This window comes from Pseudomonas protegens (assembly GCF_003363755.1).
GTDB lineage: Bacteria > Pseudomonadota > Gammaproteobacteria > Pseudomonadales > Pseudomonadaceae > Aquipseudomonas > Aquipseudomonas danubii.
In genome coordinates this window covers 4,350,607-4,370,000 of sequence record NZ_CP031396.1, presented here as the reverse complement: position 1 = coordinate 4,370,000, position 19,394 = coordinate 4,350,607, and the positions used below count along the sequence as shown (strand labels likewise).

The 19,394-nt window shown below is 62.9% G+C and carries 17 protein-coding genes (1 of these 17 running past the window's edge); 12 read left to right on the top strand and 5 right to left on the bottom strand.

The window, feature by feature from the left end; all coding sequences use genetic code 11:
* Together DWF74_RS19710 and DWF74_RS19705 are read right to left on the bottom strand one after the other, a co-directional pair.
* A protein-coding gene (locus DWF74_RS19710; RefSeq protein ID WP_102863050.1) for a CoA-acylating methylmalonate-semialdehyde dehydrogenase crosses the window boundary here: on the bottom strand, positions 1–940 show its 5' portion. It extends 554 nt beyond the left edge of the window; only the first 940 of its 1,494 coding nucleotides appear in the window; it begins with the start codon at positions 938–940; its stop codon lies beyond the left edge, outside the window.
* A gap of 74 nt (positions 941–1,014) precedes the next feature.
* Positions 1,015–2,364, bottom strand: coding sequence for an aspartate aminotransferase family protein (locus DWF74_RS19705; RefSeq protein ID WP_115581544.1), 1,350 nt, complete (start codon positions 2,362–2,364; stop codon positions 1,015–1,017).
* 124 nt (positions 2,365–2,488) lie between these two features.
* Between DWF74_RS19705 and DWF74_RS19700 the strand changes: the two genes are divergently transcribed.
* The 6 genes from DWF74_RS19700 to DWF74_RS19670 all read left to right on the top strand — a co-directional run bounded on the left by DWF74_RS19700 (position 2,489) and on the right by DWF74_RS19670 (position 9,183).
* Positions 2,489–3,409, top strand: coding sequence for a LysR family transcriptional regulator (locus DWF74_RS19700; protein ID WP_102863048.1), 921 nt, complete (start codon positions 2,489–2,491; stop codon positions 3,407–3,409).
* A gap of 377 nt (positions 3,410–3,786) precedes the next feature.
* Complete coding sequence (locus tag DWF74_RS19695) at positions 3,787–4,455, top strand: TetR/AcrR family transcriptional regulator (RefSeq protein WP_102863047.1); 669 nt, start codon at positions 3,787–3,789, stop codon at positions 4,453–4,455.
* A gap of 5 nt (positions 4,456–4,460) precedes the next feature.
* On the top strand, positions 4,461–5,042 hold the full coding sequence (locus tag DWF74_RS19690) for an IMPACT family protein (RefSeq protein ID WP_102863046.1): 582 nt from the start codon (positions 4,461–4,463) through the stop codon (positions 5,040–5,042).
* A gap of 531 nt (positions 5,043–5,573) precedes the next feature.
* On the top strand, positions 5,574–7,139 hold the full coding sequence (locus DWF74_RS19680) for an ABC transporter ATP-binding protein (protein WP_115581542.1): 1,566 nt from the start codon (positions 5,574–5,576) through the stop codon (positions 7,137–7,139).
* Positions 7,140–7,150: 11 nt separating this feature from the next.
* Positions 7,151–8,257 carry an ABC transporter permease gene (locus DWF74_RS19675; protein ID WP_110650823.1) on the top strand — a complete coding sequence of 369 codons (1,107 nt, stop codon included), beginning with the start codon at positions 7,151–7,153 and terminating at the stop codon, positions 8,255–8,257.
* Entirely contained in the window at positions 8,257–9,183 is a 927-nt protein-coding gene (locus DWF74_RS19670; protein WP_115581541.1) for an ABC transporter permease, read from the top strand. Before DWF74_RS19675 ends, DWF74_RS19670 begins: the two co-directional genes overlap by 1 nt.
* On the opposite strand, the gene DWF74_RS19665 is transcribed toward DWF74_RS19670, so the two are convergent.
* On the bottom strand, positions 9,180–9,617 hold the full coding sequence (locus DWF74_RS19665; protein WP_102863042.1) for a hypothetical protein: 438 nt from the start codon (positions 9,615–9,617) through the stop codon (positions 9,180–9,182). The two genes, DWF74_RS19670 and DWF74_RS19665, sit on opposite strands and share 4 nt — an antisense overlap.
* A gap of 185 nt (positions 9,618–9,802) precedes the next feature.
* On the opposite strand from DWF74_RS19665, the gene DWF74_RS19660 reads away from it, so the two are divergent.
* From DWF74_RS19660 to DWF74_RS19650, 3 genes are all read left to right on the top strand, one after another.
* A complete protein-coding gene (locus DWF74_RS19660) occupies positions 9,803–10,486 on the top strand; it encodes an SDR family oxidoreductase (RefSeq protein WP_102863041.1) in 684 nt (227 codons plus the stop codon).
* A 204-nt stretch (positions 10,487–10,690) separates the two neighbouring features.
* Positions 10,691–12,049, top strand: coding sequence for an 8-oxoguanine deaminase (locus tag DWF74_RS19655; RefSeq protein WP_115581540.1), 1,359 nt, complete (start codon positions 10,691–10,693; stop codon positions 12,047–12,049).
* A 116-nt stretch (positions 12,050–12,165) separates the two neighbouring features.
* The gene (locus DWF74_RS19650; RefSeq protein ID WP_115581539.1) at positions 12,166–13,173 is read left to right on the top strand and encodes a formylglycine-generating enzyme family protein; all 1,008 of its coding nucleotides are present in this window, start codon (positions 12,166–12,168) and stop codon (positions 13,171–13,173) included.
* Here DWF74_RS19650 and DWF74_RS19645 read toward each other — a convergent pair.
* A complete protein-coding gene (locus DWF74_RS19645; RefSeq protein ID WP_102863038.1) occupies positions 13,170–14,258 on the bottom strand; it encodes a calcium:proton antiporter in 1,089 nt (362 codons plus the stop codon). The genes DWF74_RS19650 and DWF74_RS19645 overlap by 4 nt on opposite strands.
* Before the next feature lie 327 nt (positions 14,259–14,585).
* On the opposite strand from DWF74_RS19645, the gene DWF74_RS19635 reads away from it, so the two are divergent.
* From DWF74_RS19635 to DWF74_RS19625, 3 genes are all read left to right on the top strand, one after another.
* Entirely contained in the window at positions 14,586–15,668 is a 1,083-nt protein-coding gene (locus tag DWF74_RS19635; protein WP_115581537.1) for a BMP family ABC transporter substrate-binding protein, read from the top strand.
* 65 nt (positions 15,669–15,733) lie between these two features.
* Positions 15,734–16,699 (top strand): 2-oxoglutarate and iron-dependent oxygenase domain-containing protein, encoded by a 966-nt coding sequence (locus DWF74_RS19630; RefSeq protein WP_115581536.1) that lies wholly within the window; start codon positions 15,734–15,736, stop codon positions 16,697–16,699.
* 178 nt (positions 16,700–16,877) lie between these two features.
* Positions 16,878–17,831 (top strand): adenosine deaminase, encoded by a 954-nt coding sequence (locus tag DWF74_RS19625; protein ID WP_016966700.1) that lies wholly within the window; start codon positions 16,878–16,880, stop codon positions 17,829–17,831.
* A gap of 61 nt (positions 17,832–17,892) precedes the next feature.
* Here DWF74_RS19625 and DWF74_RS19620 read toward each other — a convergent pair whose 3' ends face one another.
* Positions 17,893–19,269, bottom strand: a complete 1,377-nt coding sequence (locus DWF74_RS19620) for an MFS transporter (protein ID WP_102863035.1) — start codon at positions 19,267–19,269, stop codon at positions 17,893–17,895.
* Positions 19,270–19,394: the final 125 nt, after the last annotated feature.

Below are 19,394 nucleotides of genomic sequence, written 5' to 3'. Positions count from 1 at the left end.
TGCCGGCACCAATCTTCAGCGCCTTGATCTGCGGAACCAACTTGGTCACAAGAGCATCCGCCACTTGATCACCCACGCACACAGCTACCGAAATCGCCATGCAACGCTCGCCACAGGAACCATAGGCTGCGCCCATCAAAGCACTGACGGCGTTATCCAGATCGGCATCAGGCATCAGCACCGCATGGTTCTTCGCCCCGCCCAATGCCTGAACCCGCTTGCCGCGCTTGGTGCCTTCGGCATAGATGTACTCGGCAATGGGAGTCGACCCTACAAAACTCAGCGCCTTGACTTCCGGCGCCTCGATCAGCGCATCCACCGCAGCCTTGTCACCATGCACCACGTTCAGCACGCCCTTGGGCAGACCGGCCTCATGCAGCAGCTCGGCAATCAACAGGGTGGAGCTTGGATCGCGCTCGGACGGCTTGAGGATAAAGCAGTTACCGCAAACGATCGCCAGCGGGTACATCCACAGCGGAACCATGGCCGGGAAGTTGAACGGGGTGATACCGGCCACCACGCCCAACGGCTGGAAGTCGGACCAGGCATCGATGTTCGGGCCGACATTACGACTGTATTCGCCCTTGAGGATTTCCGGCGCGGCACAGGCATATTCGACGTTCTCGATACCGCGCTTCAATTCACCAGCCGCGTCCTCCAGCGTCTTGCCGTGTTCTTCACTGATCAGTTGGGCAATGCGTGCCTCGTTCTGCTCCAGCAGTTGTTTGAAGCGAAACATCACCTGGGCGCGCTTGGCCGGTGGCGTATTACGCCATGCCGGGAACGCGGATTTGGCAGAGTCAATGGCTTGCTGGATGGTTTCACGACTGGCCAACGGCACTTTATGAATCGCCTTGCCAGTGGAAGGGTTGAATACGTCGCTGCTACGACCGTTGTCGCTGACCAGTTCGCCGTGGATCAGGTGTTGAATCAAACTCATGCGGGGACTCCTGAAAAGGGGGAAGGCGCAGGCACGAAACGCTTCATGCCTGCCTCTATATAAGAAGGATCGAATCAGTCGAGCTTGTTCAGCACTTCGCCAACCGCATCGAACAGACGATCGAGGTCTTGCGGCTTGCTATTGAAGGTTGGGCCGAACTGCAGGGTGTCGCCGCCGAAGCGCACGTAGAAACCGGCTTTCCACAAGGCCATGCCGGCCTCGAACGGACGCACAATCGCATCACCATCACGGGCCGCGATCTGGATCGCACCGGCCAGGCCGAAGTTACGGATGTCGATCACGTTCTTCGCGCCCTTGATGCCGTGCAGCGCATTCTCAAAATGCGGAGCAACTTCAGCCACGCTCTGCACCAGGTTTTCCTTCTGCAGCAGATCCAGTGCCGCCAGACCCGCAGCGCACGCCACCGGGTGCGCCGAATAGGTGTAGCCGTGGGGGAATTCCACGGCGTACTCGGGCGTCGCCTGGTTCATGAAGGTCTGATAGATCTCGGAGCTGGCAATCACCGCGCCCATGGGAATGGCGCCGTTGGTGACCTGCTTGGCCACACACATCAGATCCGGGGTTACGCCGAAGCTGTCGGCGCCGAACATCGCCCCCGTACGACCGAAGCCTGTGATCACTTCGTCGAACACCAGCAGGATGTTGTGCTGATCACAGATTTCCCGCAGACGCTTGAGATAACCCTGTGGCGGCACCAGTACGCCAGCCGAGCCAGCCATCGGCTCGACGAAGACCGCAGCGATATTGGAAGCATCATGCAGTTCGATCAGCTTCAGCAGCTCATCGGCCAGGGCAATACCGCCCTGCTCCGGCATGCCACGGGAAAACGCGTTACTGGCCAGCAGAGTGTGCGGCAGGTGGTCCACATCCATCATTGCCTGGCCGAACAGTTTACGGTTGCCGTTGACCCCGCCCAGACTGGTGCCGGCGATGTTCACACCGTGATAGCCACGGGCACGGCCAATCATCTTGGTCTTGGTCGACTGGCCTTTCAGTCGCCAGTAGGCACGCACCATCTTCACTGCGGTATCAGCGCACTCGGAGCCGGAGTCGGTGAAGAACACATGGTTCAGGTTGCCCGGAGTCAGGTCGGTGATTTTTTCCGCCAGTTGAAACGACAGCGGGTGACCGTATTGGAAGCCAGGGGAGTAATCCAGGGTGCCCAGTTGCTTGGATACCGCTTCCTGGATCTCTTTGCGCGAGTGACCGGCGCCGCAGGTCCACAGACCGGACAGCGAGTCATAGACCTTGCGGCCCTTGTCATCCACCAGCCAGCTGCCTTCGGCGCCGACGATCAGGCGCGGGTCGCGTTGGAAGTTGCGATTGGCGGTGTAGGGCATCCAGTGAGCGTCAAGCTTGAGCTGACTGGCCAAAGATGAAATCGCGGTTTCCGGCATGTTCATGAGCAAAACCTCGCAAGGCAATGAAGCGGCGTAGGAATAAAAGCGTTGTTGCGACTAAGTTGCCACGGCTATAAAGTCGGTGAAATCCAACTTTAATAACCTTCAGTCTGGCATCCACTAAACTATGAGCAGCCGTCGCGCCGACCCGCTGGCGCAAGTCAGCGACTTTGATATCCGCCTGCTGCGGATCTTTCGCAGTGTTGTGGAATGCGGTGGTTTCTCCGCCGCAGAGACCGTGCTCGGCATTGGCCGCTCGGCCATCAGCCAACAGATGAGTGATCTGGAGCAACGGGTCGGCCTGCGCCTGTGCCAACGCGGACGCGCCGGCTTTTCCCTCACCGAAGAAGGCCGCGAGGTCTATCAGTCGAGCCTGCAACTGCTCAGCGCCCTGGAGAGTTTCCGCACCGAGGTCAACGGCCTGCACCGCCACCTGCGGGGCGAGTTGATCATCGGCCTCACCGACAACCTGGTGACCCTGCCCCACATGCGCATCACCCACGCCCTGGCGCAATTGAAGGAGCGCGGCCCGGACGTGCAGATCCAGATCCGCATGATCGCCCCCAACGAAGTCGAGCAAGGGGTACTCGACGGTCGCCTGCACGTCGGCGTGGTGCCCCAGGCCAGCGCCCTGTCTGGATTGGAGTATCAGCCGCTGTATGACGAACGTTCGTTGCTGTACTGCGCGGTGGGCCATCCCCTGTTCTACGTGGACGACAAGCAACTGGACGATCAGCGTCTCAATGACCAGGACGCCATTGCCCCGACCTTCCGCCTGCCCGCGGAAATCCAGGCCCACTATCAAGCATTGAACTGCACCGCCAGCGCATCCGACCGCGAAGGCATGGCCTTCCTGATCCTCACCGGACGCTATATCGGCTACCTCCCTGACCACTACGCCACCCTCTGGGTGCAGCAAGGCCGGTTGCGCGCGCTCAAGCCCAAGTCGCGCTTCTATGACCTGAGCCTGGCATCGGTCACACGCAAGGGCCGGCGCCCCCACCTGGTGCTGGAAAGCTTCCTGGAGAGCCTGGCGGCAACCCGCTGAAAACCGGCAAAGCCCGCGCAAAGCCCCGTACTCGCAAGGCCGCATCGACAACCAGAGAAAATGGCCTGAGCACCTGGACAGCTTTTTTGCAAAGACCTCGGCACCTAGAACCTTCAGCCCGAGCTCCACGCCCTTCAGCCAGATGCTTCCCGCTGCAGTGAACTGATCCACGGACTCAACGACCGCCGCAACCCCTGGCAGCCCTGCTGATGCGCCTGCTGCCGGACGGTAAAAGCCTTCCAAACGACATAAATCCGGCGCCGGAAAATCACTGCCTGAAGGCCCGCTGAAGCTTTTGTCGCGCCAAGGCTTGTCTGATCAACCTGGGTGCGCTATCAACGCACAGGTTGCACCCACAGACTTGCTCGGAAACCTCCATGACCTTTGAAGTCCCCGCCCACAGCACTCCTCACCCAGGCAAACCCGCCAGCCGCATTCGGCAGAAGAATGAAGAGGCCATCATCCAGGCCGCCGAGGACGAGTTCGCCCGTCACGGCTTCAAAGGCACCAGCATGAACACCATCGCGCAGAAGGCCGGCCTGCCCAAAGCCAACCTGCACTACTACTTCACCAACAAGCTGGGGCTGTACATCGCGGTGCTGAGCAACATCCTCGAACTCTGGGACAGCACCTTCAACACCCTCACCGCCGAGGATGACCCGGCCGAGGCCCTGACCCGCTACATCCGCGCCAAGATGGAATTTTCCCGTCGCCAGCCACAGGCCTCGCGGATCTTCGCCATGGAAATCATCAGTGGCGGCGAATGCCTGAGCGAATACTTCAGCCAGGACTACCGCGCCTGGTTCCAAGGCCGGGCCAATGTGTTCCAGGCCTGGATCGACGCCGGCAAGATGGACCCGGTTGACCCAGTGCACCTGATCTTCCTGCTTTGGGGCAGCACCCAGCACTACGCCGACTTCGCCACCCAGATCTGCCGCGTCACCGGCCGCAGCCGCCTGACCAAGCAGGATTTCGAAGAGGCCGGCACCAACCTGATCCGCATCATCCTCAAAGGCTGTGGCCTGACTCCCGCCCAGAAAGACTGACGCTCATGCCCTTTACCCTGGCCGGCCTTTGCGAGTACCGCGAAGAGATTCGCAAAAGCCGCTTCATCACCTTTGCCGCGCCCATCACCAGCGCGGTCGAGGCCCAAGCCTTCATCCAGCAATACAGTGACCTCAACGCCTCCCACAATTGCTGGGCGTGGAAGCTGGCTGATCAGTACCGCAGCAACGACGACGGCGAACCCGGCGGCACCGCCGGACGGCCGATCCTCGCGGCCATCGAGGCCCAGGATTGCGATCAGGTAGCCGTGCTGGTGATCCGCTGGTACGGCGGCATCCAGCTGGGCACTGGTGGCCTGGCCCGGGCTTACGGCGGCGGTGCCAACAAATGCCTGCAAGGCGCCGAGCGCATCGCCCTGGTCAACCGCGTACCGCTGCGCTGCGCCTGCAGTTTCAGCGAGCTGGCCCTGGTCAAGTTGCGGATCGCCGAACTGGGCGGGTTGCTGGTAGAGGAAGACTTCACCGCCAATGGCGTGGAGTTGCAACTGGCCCTGGGCGAAGAGCAGATCGATACCCTGCAACAGCAGTTGGCCGACCTCAGCCGCGGACGCATCCTCTTGCAGCGCTGAGCGCACCAACCCGGCCCGAGTACCTTGTGCATAACCCGGCAGAGCCTCCCGCAGTTGCCCACATCTGCTGTGCACCCGACTGTGGATAACCTGAGCACATAACGCTGTAACCCTTCTGTAACGTGGCTTTGCGGGCTTTGTTCATTTTTTGCCCAAAGTTCCTCCAATGGACTTTTTTGCAACGTAAAACAGTAAGTTAGAGTGGTTTATCGCGGTTGGAAGGCAAGGCTGCCGGGCTTATGCCCAAGTTCCAGGCTTGCACACAAATACTGTGGAGCAAGCTGTGGATAACCCGTGCAAGGCTGCTCCAGCCGCTGACTGCACAGGGCCTGCAGGCCACTGGTCATTTTTTGCTCAGTTTGCCGCGGACAAAAACAGAGCCCTTTCAAACACTTTGCCCCGAAGTGGTGCCCGGTTTCCGCCTCCTCCAACAGTTCAAGGGGCACTCCAGGGCGGCGCCTGAGCTTTCCTGACCTACTGGCCAGGAAATTGCTTTATCCACAGCAACAACTCCAATCCCCCGAGCCCGTCATGCCAAATTCCGCTGTGCCCATCGCACAAACTCCGCGCCTGCAACTGCGCCAGATCAGCAAGCGCTATCCCGGTTGCCTGGCCAACGACGCCATCGACCTGAGCATCGCTCCAGGTGAAATCCAGGCCCTGCTCGGCGAGAACGGCGCCGGCAAAAGCACCTTGATGAAGATCATCTACGGGGTGATCCAGGCCGACTCGGGGGAGTTGATCTGGCAAGGCCGGCGTCAGCTCATCAGCAGCCCGGCCCAGGCTCGCGGCCTGGGAATCGGCATGGTGTTCCAGCATTTCTCATTGTTCGAAACCCTCAGCGTCGCGCAAAACATTGCCCTGGCCATGGGCGCGGCGGCCGGCACGCCGGGCCAGCTGGAAGGCAAGATCCGCGAAGTGTCCCAGCGTTATGGCATGCCCCTGGAACCCCAGCGCCTGGTGCACAGCCTGTCCATCGGCGAGCGTCAACGAGTGGAGATCGTGCGCTGCCTGATGCAGGACATCCGCCTGTTGATCCTCGACGAACCCACCTCAGTGCTGACCCCGCAAGAGGCCGAAGAGCTGTTCATCACCCTGCGCCGGCTGGCCGCCGAGGGCTGCAGCATCCTGTTCATCAGCCACAAGCTCGCCGAAGTCCGCGCGCTGTGCCACAGCGCCACAGTACTGCGGGGCGGCCGGGTGGCCGGTCACTGTCGGCCGGCCGAATGCTCGAACCAGGAACTGGCGCGACTGATGGTGGGTGACACGGCGGCCCTGCTCGCCGACTACCCCAAGGTCAGCGGCGCTACCGAATTCCTGCACATCCGCGAGTTGAGCTGGCACAACCCCGATCCCTTCGGCTGCTCCCTCAAGGCCATCGACCTGAGCCTGCGCAGTGGCGAAATCGTCGGTATCGCCGGGGTCGCCGGCAATGGCCAGGACGAACTGCTGGCCCTGCTCAGCGGCGAGCAACGCCTGGCTCCCGGTGAGGCCCAACGCATCTGCCTGGCCGGCCAGGCCGTCGGCCATCTCTACCCCGATGCAAGACGCCGAAAGGGGCTGGCCTTCGTCCCCGCCGAACGCCTGGGGCAAGGTGCAGTGCCGGAACTGAGCCTGGAAGACAACGCGCTGCTCAGCGCCTTTCAACAAGGACTGGTCCGCAATGGCCTGATTCAAAGAGCCAAGGTCCGCGCCCTGGCCGAGACAATCATCCAGCGCTTCGGGGTCAAGACCGGTGATGCCCAGAGCCCGGCCCGCAGCCTGTCCGGCGGCAATCTGCAGAAATTCATCCTCGGCCGCGAGATCCTCCAGCAACCGCGCTTACTGATCGCCGCGCACCCGACCTGGGGCGTCGACGTGGGTGCCGCTGCCACCATTCACCGGGCACTGATCGCCCTGCGCGATGCCGGCGCGGCGATCCTGGTGATCTCCGAAGACCTGGATGAACTGCTGCAGATCAGCGATCGCATTGCCGCCCTGTGCGGTGGTCGTCTCTCGACGCCCAAAGCCTGCGCCGACACCTCATTGGTCGAAGTCGGCGCCTGGATGGCCGGCCACTTCGAAGCCGTCCCCTACACCCCCGCCCCGGCGGTTTAACGGAGTCGTCCATGCTGCTTTCACTCGAACCTCGCGGCCGCCAGTCGCGCCTGATGCTCTGGTGTTCCCCTCTTCTGGCCGCGCTGCTGACCCTGAGCTGTGGTGCCCTGCTGTTCATGGCCCTGGGGCATGACCCGCTGCTGACCCTGCACACCCTGCTGATCGCCCCGGTCAGCGACCTGTACGGCGTCTCGGAACTGCTGGTCAAGGCGCTGCCGATCCTGCTCTGCGCCCTGGGCCTGGCAGTGGCCTACCGGGCCCGCATCTGGAACATCGGCGCTGAAGGCCAACTGCTGCTCGGGGCCCTGGCCGGCAGTGCCCTGGCGGTCAACCTCATCGAATTGCAAAGTCGCTGGGCGCTGGTACTGATCCTGCTTGCCGGCACCCTCGCCGGCGCCGCCTGGGCCGGGCTCACCGCCTGGTTGCGCACACGCTTCAACGCCAATGAAATCCTCACCAGCATCATGCTCAACTACATCGCCCTGAACCTGTTGCTGTATTGCGTACACGGCCCATTGAAGGACCCCGCCGGGTTCAACTTCCCCGAGTCGGCGATGTTCGGCGACGCCAGCCGCCTGCCACAGTTGATGGAAGACGGTCGGGTCCACGCCGGGGTGTATTTCGCCCTGCTGGCCCTGGTGGCGGTCTGGGTACTGCTGCAAAAAAGCTTCGTCGGTTTCCAGATCAAGGTCCTCGGGCTGGACCGGCGCGCCGCGGGTTTCGTCGGCTTTCGCCAGCAGCGCCTGATCTGGCTGGCGCTATTGATCAGCGGCGCCCTGGCTGGGTTGGCCGGGGTCTGTGAAGTCACCGGGCCCATCGGCCAACTGGTGCCGCAGGTCTCCCCCGGCTACGGCTATGCGGCGATCACCGTGGCCTTTCTCGGGCGCCTGAACCCCATCGGCATCCTGTTCTCCAGCCTGCTCATGGCCCTGCTGTACATCGGTGGCGAAAGCGCGCAGATGAGCCTCAACCTGCCCCAGGCCATTACCCAGTTGTTCCAGGGCATGATGCTGTTCTTCCTCCTGGCCTGTGACGTACTGATTCTCTATCGGCCGCGCCTGAACCTGCGCTGGGCACGCCGCGACACGCCCCTCAGCGCAACCGCCGGAGCCCTGTAATGGATATCGATCTGCTGAGCAATATTCTCTACGCCATGGTGCGCTGCGGCACGCCCTTGCTGCTGGTGGCCCTGGGGGAATTGATCTGTGAAAAGAGCGGCGTCCTCAACCTCGGCCAGGAAGGCATGATGCTGTTCGGCGCGGTGATAGGTTTTATCGTCGCCCTCAACAGCGGCCATTTGTGGCTTGGCGTGCTGCTGGCAATGGCGGCGGGAATGCTGCTCTCGGCGTTGTTTGCCCTGGTGGCCCTGGCGTTCAATGCCAATCAAGTGGCTACCGGGCTGGCGTTGACTATCTTCGGGGTCGGCTTGTCGAGCTTTGTCGGCGCGGCCTGGGTCGGCAAGCCACTGGCCGGGTTCGAACCGCTGGCACTGCCATTGCTCAGCGATATCCCGCTGATCGGCCGCATGCTGTTTGCCCAGGATCTGCTGGTGTACTTGTCCTTCGCGCTGTTCGCCCTGGTGGCCTGGGTGCTCCTCAAGAGCCGGGTTGGCCTGATCATCCAGGCCGTCGGCGAAAACCCCGACGCCGCCAGTGCCATGGGCCTGCCGGTGCTGCGGGTGCGCACGCTCGCGGTGCTGTTCGGCGGTGCCATGGCCGGGTTGGCCGGGGCCTACCTGTCCCTGGCCTACACCCCGATGTGGGCCGAGAACATGAGCGCCGGCCGCGGCTGGATTGCCCTGGCCCTGGTGGTGTTCGCCAGTTGGCGCGTGTGGCGACTGTTGCTCGGCGCCTACCTGTTCGGCCTGGCGAGCATCCTGCATCTGGTGGCCCAGGGCCTGGGGCTGGCGATACCCTCCAACCTGCTGGCGATGCTGCCGTATGCCGCCACCATCCTGGTGCTGGTGCTGCTATCGCGCGACGCCTTGCGCCCCCGTTTGTACGCACCGGTATCCCTGGGGCAGCCTTGGCAGGCGGGGCATTAAATGACCGGCGCACGCCCGGCTGGAGCCAGCTTGCCTACGTCGCCTTTGACCGGCAGCAACTGCGCCACGCACCAGGCCAGTTCGAAAACCAGGAACACCGCGATCAATGCGGTGGCGCCGTGCATCAGGGCGTACCCCTGCCAAGTGGCAAATAGGAGGCGTCCCACCGCGTCATAACGGCCAAACGCCTGCTGCGGATCACGAATCCGCAGCACCGACCATACGCAGACAATCGACCCCATGAGGTTGGCCATCAGCAGGTGCATCGGCTCGAACGGAGGCAGGCTACCGGGCAGATTGAAGGCCTGGGCCGCGCCCTGCAGCAACTCGTGCAAGGCCATGAAACTCCAGGGGGTGACAAAGGCCAGCGTCACCAGCAAGTCGTACCAGCCGCTGGCGCGGACCAATTTTCGGTAGTGTTCGGTCGTCCACATAGGAAGTGCTCCATCAACTCAAGGAGCGCGCAGGCTAAAGCCTGGAGTATGCTCCAGGGTCAAGCCCTTTCGAGCCCCATGCATGTGCATCGGAGAACTGGGCCAGTTGCGCCACGAGCTGCAACTGCGGCTGGGACAAGCCTGTCCATTGAATCCGTGATCCTCATTTATCAAGGAACCTCATCATGTCCACGGCAAAAACCGCACTGATCATCGGCGCCTCCCGGGGCCTGGGCCTCGGCCTGGTACAACGCCTGCTGGAAGACGGCTGGCAAGTCACCGCCACCGTGCGCAACCCGCACAAGGCCGAAGCCCTGCAGGCACTGGGCAAGGTGCAGATCGAACAACTGGACATGGACGATCAGCAAGCGGTGATCGCCCTGAGCCAGAAACTCAAGGACCAGGTGTTCGACCTGCTGTTCGTCAACGCCGGGGTCAAGGGCCCGGACAACCAGTTGCCGGGCCACGCGACCCTGGCCGAAGTCGGCCAACTGTTCTTCACCAACGCGGTGGCGCCGATCAACCTGGCCCAGCGCTTTGTCGGGCAGATCCGCAAGGACAGCGGCGTGCTGGCGTTCATGAGTTCGGTGCTGGGCAGCGTGACCATGCCGGATGCTCCGGAACTGGCGCTGTACAAGGCCAGCAAGGCGGCGCTGAACTCCATGACCAACAGCTTCGTCACCCAGCTGCAACAGAAGCTGACCGTGCTCTCGCTGCACCCGGGCTGGGTAAAGACTGACATGGGCGGCGAAGGCGCCGACATCGACGTGCAAACCAGCACCCGTGGGCTGATCGCCCAGATCAACGCCTACACCGGCAAGGGCGGCCATCACTTCGTCAACTACAAGGGCGAAACCATCCCCTGGTAAGCCCGCAACCTCTGTAACCGATGCCCCTGGCAGCGCTTGCACAGCGCGGCCAAGGCTCTGCAACCGGGGGCAAACCGCAAGTTTTGTCCCCCGGCACATCTTTCGCTAGACTGCGCACCTCGCCCCTTGCGGCGACCCTGGATCAGCAGACAGGGCAACACTGAGCTGGCTAACCTGAACCCACTTTCAGAGGAGCCGGCCACCATGCCTGCGACCCGTACCTGGTTAAAAAATCCCCTGGCCATCTTCACCGGCAATGCCCTCGACGCCCGTGGCGGCCTGGTCGTGCAAGACGGTCTGATCGTTGAAGTCCTGGGCCTGGGCCAACAGCCTGCGAGCCCTTGCCAACAGGTCTTCGATGCCCGCGAGCACGTGTTGCTGCCGGGCCTGATCAACACCCACCATCACTTCTACCAAACCCTGACCCGGGCCTGGGCGCCGGTGGTCAACCAGCCGCTGTTCCCCTGGCTCAAGACCCTGTACCCGGTCTGGGCCCGGCTGACCCCGGAAAAACTCGCCCTGGCCACCAAAGTGGCGCTGGCCGAGCTGCTGCTCTCCGGTTGCACCACCGCCGCCGACCATCACTACCTGTTTCCCGACGGCCTGGAAAACGCCATCGACGTGCAAGTCGAAAGCGTGCGTGAACTGGGCATGCGCGCCATGCTCACCCGCGGTTCCATGAGCCTGGGCGAAAAGGACGGCGGCCTGCCACCGCAACAGACCGTGCAGGAAGGCCAGGTGATTCTCGACGACAGTCAGCGCCTGATTCGCCAATACCACGAGCGTGGCGACGGCGCGCAGATCCAGATCGCCCTGGCGCCGTGCTCGCCGTTCTCGGTGACCCCGGAAATCATGTCGGCCAGCGCCGAACTGGCCAACGGACTCGATGTGCGCCTGCACACTCACCTCGCCGAAACCCTCGACGAAGAAGACTTCTGCCTGCAGCGCTTCGGCCTGCGCACCGTGGATTACCTGGACAGCGTCGGCTGGCTCGGTCCGCGTACCTGGCTGGCCCACGGCATCCACTTCAACCCGGATGAAATCGCCCGCCTGGGCGCTGCCGGCACCGGCATCTGCCATTGCCCGAGTTCGAACATGCGCCTGGCCTCCGGCATCTGCCCCAGTATCGAACTGACCGACGCTGGCGCGCCCCTGGGCTTGGGCGTGGACGGTTCGGCGTCCAACGATGCGTCGAACATGATTCTCGAAGCGCGGCAGGCGCTGTACATCCAGCGCCTGCGCTACGGCGCCGAGAAGATCACCCCGGAGCGCGTATTGGGCTGGGCGACACAGGGTTCGGCAAGCCTGTTGGGCCGCACCGACATCGGCGAGCTGGCGGTGGGCAAGCAGGCGGACCTGGCGTTGTTCAAGCTCGATGAGCTGCGTTTCTCGGGTAGCCATGATCCGGTTTCGGCGCTGCTGTTGTGCGGCGCGGATCGAGCGGACCGGGTCATGATTGGTGGCCAGTGGCGGGTGATTGATTGCCAGGTCGAAGGGCTGGACCTGAAAAACCTGATCGCCGATCACAGCCAGGCGGCCCGGCAACTGATCGCCGGTAGCTGATCGTTAAGTCCAACGGCGAGGGACCCGATCCCTCGCCTGCGCCTTAAGTTAAGCGGAATCGGATTGAGGAAACATGTTAGTTTCCGCCCTCGAACGAACCGCTATAGGGACATTACGTGAGACAAAAGTACGGACTGGCGCTCTGCGTCGCGCTGCTGATTGCAGGCTGCGAGAAACCGGAGGTTGCTGGCCCGCCCAGCAAAGCGCTGTCAGCTGAAAAAGTGGCAGAAATTGCTTCGACCATCAGCCGCAAATACCCAGATCTGTCCCCACAAAACCGCGAGGCCGTCCTCAACACAGTGATCCGCTCGCTGGACAACATGGTGTTGATCGAAGGGGGCGAATTCCAGATGGGCGATTTCGGTTGGCCCCATGGCTTCGACCCACTTGCCTTGTGCCAATGGCCCTGCGGCGTGGACCCGGCAAAAATGGAGCGGATCAGTCTCGACGTCGATGACGATTTCGTTCACCCGGTCAAATTGAGCAGCTATTACCTGTCCTCGCTGCAAACCACCTTGGGCGATTTTGATCTGTTCTTCCTGGCCCAAGGCAAGCCGCCATTCGACGCTGAACTTCGTAAACGCGAAGACATGAAGCACCTCTACCTTGAAAACCTGCCCGCCCCGGCCTCTCGATCATGGCAAGAGGCCAAGGATTACTGTGGCTGGCTGGCAGACCTCAGCGGCTATCGCGTCGATCTGCCGACCGAGGCGCAATGGGAATATGCGGCGCGCAACCGCGGCCAGCCGGTGATGTTCGCCACCGACAACGGCAATCTGGATTACGGCCGCAACTTCCCGGCCCCTGACGACAACGAAACCTTCGCCGTGGACAGGTTTGTGCCCAATCCGCTGGGCCTCTACAACCTCACCGGCAACGCCAGTGAATGGGTCAACGATTGGTACGATAAACACTACTATCGCGAGTCTCCCGTGGAGAACCCGCAAGGGCCTGAAACAGGCATCTATCGGGCGCAACGCGGCGCCAACAACAAGTTTGCCAACGACCCGACCTTTTCTCCTTCGGCCAGCACCGTGCGCCGTTGGCGTTGGGGGGCACTGGCGGCCTGGAATGCCCCCGGTGTCAGCTTTCGCTGCGCCATCCAGTCAGCCCAGCCGCTTTAAAGGCCCAGCAGCGACAGCATGATGAAGGTGGCAAACAGCACGAAGTGAGTCATGCCTTCTATGGCATTGGTTTCACCGTCGTTGAGGTTGATCGCGCTGACGATCAGGGTGATGAACACCATCACTGTCTGCACAGGAGTCATGGCCATCTGGAACGGCTGGCCGGTGTACAGGGCCATGGCCTCCATCACCGGCACCGTGAGGATCACCGTCGACAGGGAGGCGCCCAGGGCCACGTTGACCACCGACTGCATGCGGTTGGCCAGGGCCGCGCGCAGGGCGGTGAGAATCTCCGGCGCGGCAGAAATCGCCGCCACCAGGATCGCCGTGATCACCGGCGGCGCGCCCGTGCCTTCCAGGCCCAGGTCCAGGGTCTTGGACATCACCTCGGCCAGGGCGCCGATCACCACCACGCCGAACACCAGGATGCCGATGCTCCAGGCCAGGTTGACGGCATGGGGCTGTTCCTGGGCCTCTTTAGCACGGCGCTTTTCCGGGTAGCTATAGCTGAAGAAGTAACTGTGCGGCCCGACCTGCATGCGCAGGAACAGGGTATAGAGCACCACCATCGCGCCAATGGTGAAGGCCGAATACACCTTCCAGTCGGCCTCGGGGATGAACTCCGGCACCACCATCGACACGCCCATGGCGGTGAGGATCATCACGCTGTAGGTGCGCGCCGAATCGTCGTTATAAGGCTGCTCGCCATGCTTGATGCCGCCCATCAGCGCGGCCAGGCCGAGGATGCCGTTGATGTCCAGCATCACCGCCGAATAGATGGTGTCGCGCACCAGGGTCGGCGAGGCTTCGTTGCTCATCATGATGGCCAGGATCACCACCTCCACCAGCACCGCGGCCAGGGTCAGGATCATGGTGCCGTAGGGGTCGCCGACCTTTTCCGCCAGCCGTTCGGCGTGGTGGGCAACACGCATCGAGGCGATGACGATAAAGCCGATCAGCACCAGCCCGGCCATCAGGGCAATGCCTTGGCCGCTATTGAGCAACAGGTGTTCCAGGGGATAGGCGGCCACGGCAGCCAGCAGCGCAAGCAGCAGAAACTGTTCTTGCTTGAGGGAAGTGAACATTGCAGTCCTTTGACGGAAATAAAAACGAGTACAGGAGATGAATGAAAGACTGCTTCGGGTCACTAACGTTTCGTTACATGTCAGTGCACCAGGCTCAGGCGCCACGCACCGGGATGGATCTTGAACAGCCCTTCGCCGGCAAGCCGGCTCCTACATTCCAACGCCGTAGGAGCTGGCTTGCCAGCGAAAAGCGCGCCCCACAGCCCACGTAGAAACCGCCTCGCCGGCGCAACCGCCCTCTTTGTTGTCCTGTTGGTCAGCTATTTGCATTGCCCTTAAGCGCTTGCCGACCCAGTCCTCCCCCACAACAAGATGGAGCTCCAATTCATGCATACACGCCCGTTGCACAAGCTGCTCTGCGCCCTGGCCGCCGCTGTCGGCCTGAGTGCCAGTCTCGCCGCCAGCGCTGCCGATCCGCTGAAGGTCGGCTTCGTCTACATCGGTCCCATCGGTGACCACGGCTGGACCTATCAGCATGAACAAGGACGCAAGGCACTGGCGGAAAAATTCGGCGAGCAGATCAAGACCAACTACGTCGAGAACGTGGCCGAAGGCGCCGACGCCGAGCGGGTGATCCGCAACATGGCCAAGGACAACTACGACCTGATCTTCACCACCTCCTTCGGCTACATGAACCCCACCCTGAAAGTCGCCAAGCAGTTCCCCAAGGTGACCTTCGAACACGCCACCGGCTACAAGCAGGACAAGAACCTCGGCACCTACCTGGCACGCACCTACGAGGGACGCTACGTCGGCGGCTTTCTCGCGGCGAAAATGACCAAGAGCAAGAAGATCGGCTACGTCGCCTCCTTCCCGATCCCGGAGGTGATCCGCGACATCAACGCCATCCAGCTGGCCCTGAACAAGTACAACCCGGGCACCGAGATCAAGGTGGTGTGGGTCAACTCCTGGTTCGACCCGGGCAAGGAAGCCGACGCCGCCAACGCCCTGATCGACCAGGGCGCCGACGTGATCTTCCAGCACACCGACAGCCCGGCGCCGATCCAGGCCGCGGAGCGCCGCGGCGTGTATGCGGTGGGCTACGCCTCGGACATGGCCCACTTCGGCCCCAAGGCGGTGCTGACCTCCATCGTCAACAACTGGGCCCCGCACTACATCCAGGCCACCCAAGGGGTGCTGGACCACAGCTGGACATCCCAGGACTACTGGGGCGGTCTGAAAGAGGGTACGGTTGAGCTGCCCCTCAGCGACCTGCTGCCGGCCCCGGTGAAAGCCGAGGCCGAGCAGATCATCGCCAGCATCAAGAGTGGCCAGTTCCACCCGTTCACCGGCCCGATCAAGGACCAGGGCGGAGTAGAAAAAATCCCTGCGGGAGTCAGCGCCAGCAATGCCGAACTGGCCTCGATGAACTACTACGTCGAAGGCCTGAAGGCAGACCTCCCCAAATAAGCTGGTCGTCGCTGCCGGAGCACCCGCCAGCGACGACGGACCGCCAACAGGATGGGAGCCTTTTCATGCATCAACTGCCGATCATCGATATCAGCCCGCTGTATCAGGAGGCCCAGCCAGGCTGGGACAGTGTCGCCAGACAGATCGACCGCGCCTGTCGCGAATGGGGCTTCTTCTATATAAAGGGCCACCCGATCAGTGCACAACGCATCGATCAATTGCTGGCCATGGCCAAGCACTTCTTCGCCCTGCCCAGCGCCGAGAAACTCAAGATCGACATCACCCAGAGCCGCCACCATCGCGGCTACGGCGCCATCGCCACCGAGCAACTGGACCCGGGCAAGCCCAGCGACCTCAAGGAAACCTTCGACATGGGCCTGCACCTGCCGGATGACCATCCCGAGGTCGTGGCGGACAAGCCCCTGCGCGGCCCCAACCGCCACCCGGACCTGCCCGGCTGGAAAGACCTGATGGAGCAGCACTACCAGGACATGCAGGCCCTGGCCCAGACCCTGCTGCGGGCCATGACCCTGGCCCTGGGCATCGAACGCGACTTCTTCGACCGCCGCTTCCAGGACCCGGTCAGCGTGCTGCGGCTGATCCACTATCCGCCGCGCCACACCGCCAGCAGCACCGAGCAGCAAGGCGCCGGCGCCCACACCGACTATGGCTGCATCACCCTGCTCTACCAGGACACCGCCGGTGGCTTGCAAGTGCGCAACGTCCAGGGGCAGTGGATCGATGCGCCGCCCATCGAAGGCAGCTTCGTGGTCAACCTCGGCGACATGATGGCGCGCTGGAGCAACGACCGTTACCTGTCGACCCCGCACCGGGTCATCAGCCCGCTGGGGGTGGACCGCTACTCGATGCCATTCTTCGCCGAACCGCACCCGGACACCCGTATCGAATGCCTGCCCGGCTGCCAGGACGCGGAGCATCCGGCCAAGTACCCGGTGACCACCTGCGCCGAATTCCTGCTGTCGCGCTTTGCCGATACCTACGCCTATCGCCGGGAGCTGGAGCAGGCCTGATCGCCCATTCGGTCAGGTTTTACCGAACAATCGCGCCGCCAGATGTAGAATGGCGGCTTTTTCGGGCCCGGTGAAAACCTGGCGATCGCCGCAACCGCCGCCAGTTCCCCAGAGAAGGGCACGGCCCCGGCAGCGCATCACTCTCGCAGCGCCCGCCTGCACCTGATGAGACAACACCATGTATGACTGGCTGAACGCCTTGCCCAAGGCCGAGTTGCACCTGCACCTGGAAGGTTCCCTGGAACCGGAACTGCTGTTCGCCCTGGCCGAACGCAACAAGATCGCCCTGCCCTGGAGCGACGTCGAAACCCTGCGCAAGGCCTACGCCTTCAACAACCTGCAGGAGTTCCTCGACCTGTATTACCAGGGCGCCGATGTGCTGCGCACCTCCCAGGATTTCTACGACCTGACCTGGGCCTACCTGCTGCGCTGCAAAGAGCAGAACGTGATTCACACCGAGCCGTTCTTCGATCCGCAGACCCACACCGACCGCGGCATCCCGTTCGAAGTGGTGCTCAACGGCATCGCCGCCGCCCTCAAGGACGGCGAGCAGCAACTGGGCATCACCAGCGGCCTGATCCTCAGCTTCCTGCGCCACTTGAGCGAAGAAGAAGCACAGAAAACCCTCGACCAGGCGCTGCCGTTCCGCGATGCCTTCGTTGCCGTGGGCCTGGACAGTTCGGAAATGGGTCACCCGCCAAGCAAGTTCCAGCGGGTCTTCGACCGCGCCCGCAGCGAAGGCTTCCTGACCGTCGCCCATGCCGGCGAGGAAGGCCCGCCCGAGTACATCTGGGAAGCCCTGGACCTGTTGAAGATCCAGCGCATCGACCACGGCGTGCGCGCTTTCGAGGACGAGCGGCTGATGCAGCGCATCATCGATGAACAGATCCCGCTGACCGTGTGCCCGCTGTCCAACACCAAGCTCTGCGTGTTCGACCACATGTCCCAGCACAACATCCTGCAAATGCTCGAGCGCGGGGTGAAGGTCACGGTCAACTCCGATGACCCGGCCTACTTCGGCGGCTACGTCACCGAGAACTTCCACGCCTTGTACACCGACCTGGGCATGACCCAGGACCAGGCCCGGCGCCTGGCGCAGAACAGCCTGGATGCGCGGCTGGTCAAGCCGTAACGGTCTTCGCCAGCCAGCCGGCTCCTACAGGTTCGTGTAGGAGCCGGCTGGCCGGCGCAACTCAAGCGCCCGCCTCGCTCAACGCCTCCAGCGTCTTGCCCCGGGTCTCCATCCCGAACCGCCAGACCACTCCCGCCGCCACCACAAAGCACGCCGCCCCCAGGGCAAACACCCCGCCCTGCCCAGTGATGGGAAACACCAGTCCGGTCACCAAAGGCCCCAGCAGCGAACCGATCCGGCCAACGGCCGAAGCGAAGCCCGAACCCGTGGCCCGGGCAGACGTCGGGTACAGCTCGGGCGTGTAGGTGTAGAGCACCGCCCACATGCCGAACAGGAAGAACTGCATCAGCAGGCCGGTGCCGATCAACAGGCTGACGTTGCCGCCAAACACCGCGCTCTGGCCGTAGAAGAAGGCCATGATCCCGCCGCCGAGCAAGGTGACGATGCACACCGGCTTGCGCCCCCAGCGCTCCACCAGCCAGGCGGCCATGAGGAACCCGGGAATCCCGCCAAGGGAAATCAGCACCGTGTAGTACACCGACTGGGTCACGGCAAAACCGGACTGTTGCAGCAAGGCGCTGAGCCAGGACGTCAGCCCGTAGAACCCCAGCAATGCGAAGAACCACAGGCTCCAGATCATCATCGTGCGTTGCCGATACAGGGGCGACCAGATCTGTTTCAGCGCAGAAAAGAAGTGCCCCGGCGCCTGCTCGACTCGCGGCAGGCGCACCGGTTCCGGCAACGGGGCGCCACCCAGGGCAGCCCGCACCTTGTCCTCGATGCCCAACAGCACCCGGTCGGCCTCGGCATGGCGCCCAGCCTGCTCCAGCCAGCGCGGCGACTCGGGAATGAAGAAGCGGATCACCAGCACGAACACTGCCGGAATCGCCAGCACCAGGAAGATGTCGCGCCAGCCGATCAGCGGCAGGAGGAAGTACGACAGCGCACCGGCCGCCACAAAACCCAAGGGCCAGAAGCCGTCCATCAAGGCGATGTAGCGCCCGCGTCGTTGCGCCGGAATCATCTCCGAGAGCATCGATTGGGCGATGGGAAACTCCATGCCCATGCCGATGCCCAGCAGCACCCGGAACAGGGTCAGGCTGTCCACGCTCTGGGCGGTGGAGCACAGGTAACTGGCCACGCCCCAGAGCACGATGCTCCATTGGAACACCGGCTTGCGCCCGAAGCGGTCGGCGAGCATGCCCGACAGCGAGGCGCCGAGCACCATGCCGAAGAAGCTGGAGCTGGCCAGCAGGCCGGCCTGGGCCGAGCTCAGGCCGAACTCGGTTTTGATCGACCCCAGCAGGAAGGTCATCATCGCCAAATCCATGGAGTCGAAGAAAAACGCCAGGGCAATGATGATGAAGATCACTCGGTGATAACCGCTGATAGGTAAGCGCTCCAGGCGCTCTGCGGCGCTGTATCCCTGTATGCCCATGCCCTGTTCCCCCGATTGAATGCACGACCCGTCGAGTGTGCGGGATCGAAGCGGGGGGTGATGGCTGAGGGCGACCTGTTCGCGTCCGGCAGCGACGCCGAGGACGCGGCACCTGGGTTCGCCGG

Bases quoted from the DNA above. Each gene is read 5' to 3' on its own strand.
- DWF74_RS19705 (WP_115581544.1), bottom strand. From the start codon at position 2,364: ATGAACATGCCGGAAACCGCGATTTCATCTTTGGCCAGTCAGCTCAAG.
- DWF74_RS19700 (WP_102863048.1), top strand. From the start codon at position 2,489: ATGAGCAGCCGTCGCGCCGACCCGCTGGCGCAAGTCAGCGACTTTGAT.
- DWF74_RS19695 (WP_102863047.1), top strand. From the start codon at position 3,787: ATGACCTTTGAAGTCCCCGCCCACAGCACTCCTCACCCAGGCAAACCC.
- DWF74_RS19690 (WP_102863046.1), top strand. From the start codon at position 4,461: ATGCCCTTTACCCTGGCCGGCCTTTGCGAGTACCGCGAAGAGATTCGC.
- DWF74_RS19680 (WP_115581542.1), top strand. From the start codon at position 5,574: ATGCCAAATTCCGCTGTGCCCATCGCACAAACTCCGCGCCTGCAACTG.
- DWF74_RS19675 (WP_110650823.1), top strand. From the start codon at position 7,151: ATGCTGCTTTCACTCGAACCTCGCGGCCGCCAGTCGCGCCTGATGCTC.
- DWF74_RS19670 (WP_115581541.1), top strand. From the start codon at position 8,257: ATGGATATCGATCTGCTGAGCAATATTCTCTACGCCATGGTGCGCTGC.
- DWF74_RS19665 (WP_102863042.1), bottom strand. From the start codon at position 9,617: ATGTGGACGACCGAACACTACCGAAAATTGGTCCGCGCCAGCGGCTGG.
- DWF74_RS19660 (WP_102863041.1), top strand. From the start codon at position 9,803: ATGTCCACGGCAAAAACCGCACTGATCATCGGCGCCTCCCGGGGCCTG.
- DWF74_RS19655 (WP_115581540.1), top strand. From the start codon at position 10,691: ATGCCTGCGACCCGTACCTGGTTAAAAAATCCCCTGGCCATCTTCACC.
- DWF74_RS19645 (WP_102863038.1), bottom strand. From the start codon at position 14,258: ATGTTCACTTCCCTCAAGCAAGAACAGTTTCTGCTGCTTGCGCTGCTG.
- DWF74_RS19635 (WP_115581537.1), top strand. From the start codon at position 14,586: ATGCATACACGCCCGTTGCACAAGCTGCTCTGCGCCCTGGCCGCCGCT.
- DWF74_RS19630 (WP_115581536.1), top strand. From the start codon at position 15,734: ATGCATCAACTGCCGATCATCGATATCAGCCCGCTGTATCAGGAGGCC.
- DWF74_RS19625 (WP_016966700.1), top strand. From the start codon at position 16,878: ATGTATGACTGGCTGAACGCCTTGCCCAAGGCCGAGTTGCACCTGCAC.
- DWF74_RS19620 (WP_102863035.1), bottom strand. From the start codon at position 19,269: ATGGGCATACAGGGATACAGCGCCGCAGAGCGCCTGGAGCGCTTACCT.